This window comes from Wolbachia endosymbiont of Cardiocondyla obscurior (genome assembly GCF_902713635.1).
GTDB classification, from domain to species: Bacteria; Pseudomonadota; Alphaproteobacteria; order Rickettsiales; family Anaplasmataceae; genus Wolbachia; species Wolbachia pipientis.
The window spans coordinates 1-877 of the sequence record NZ_CACTIU010000119.1 but is presented as its reverse complement, the minus strand read 5'-3'; the positions used below and the strand labels follow the sequence as shown (position 1 = coordinate 877).

Sequence of the window (877 nt, the reverse complement as noted above, 5' to 3'; positions counted from 1 at the left end):
TTAAATCCACACTATACGCCATTATAACTCAAATAGCTTATTATACCTTTATCATTTACTTTGGGAAGTACTATATATGTCAGCGGAGGTTTAGGAGGATATCTCCAAATAACACCTTTTGGCTTTGGTGTTAGTGATACAGTTGATGGTGATGGCGATAGTTCACAAGAAGAAAAAGAAAAGGAAGAAGAAACACAAGGTGCTCCAGAATCAGGTGGTGAAGCTGCTGGTTCATCTGTAGTAGATAAAATACTGAGTTCTATTTCCTATAAACTAAAGTTAGGTGTTGATTATGAAATTACTCCGCAGATAATTGGTGCAGTTGGTATGACCATGGGTGGGCAACTAAGTGGTATAAAAGCAAAACAAATACCAGATGCAACTCTAGAGATAGGGGTACGTTATAATTTTTAATGCTGCTACTTAGTTCATAAAGGTAGAGACGATGTTGAGGATGAAATAAACAGCATTAAAAAAAATCCGAAAACGTATTTTCGAATATGGTTTTGAACGCTAGCTATAGATTAGAAAAATAACAAGAAAAAGGGTAAACATACTGTAATTGCTGTTGAATGATGGAGTCCATTATTTTAGCACGAAGTAACGAATTCAGTAGAATAAGTTCTTCAAAAATAATTTAAACTTTTATTAGTAGGAGCAGTCTCATGGAATATTATAGCGATCTCACTAAAAGAAACTTTTATAAGTATCGTTGATAAGAAAGGAAAAATTGTTAAGGAAGAAGTTGTTGCAAGAGAAAGTAAGGCAATAGCTGAATTTTTTCTTGGTCAAGGCAAAAATGACCTTACCCAGAAAAAGTGGAGAGAAAGTTTGGAATGTTTTTCACAAAGAGAATGATGAATCAAAATGCTCAGGA

Annotated in this window: 1 protein-coding gene; it reads left to right on the top strand. The window is 34.0% G+C overall.

Annotated elements, in window-relative coordinates:
- Positions 1-60: 60 nt before the first annotated feature.
- A complete protein-coding gene (locus WOCAOBSORBRA_RS06035; RefSeq protein ID WP_246165661.1) occupies positions 61-414 on the top strand; it encodes a hypothetical protein in 354 nt (117 codons plus the stop codon).
- The last annotated feature ends 463 nt before the right edge of the window (positions 415-877 follow it).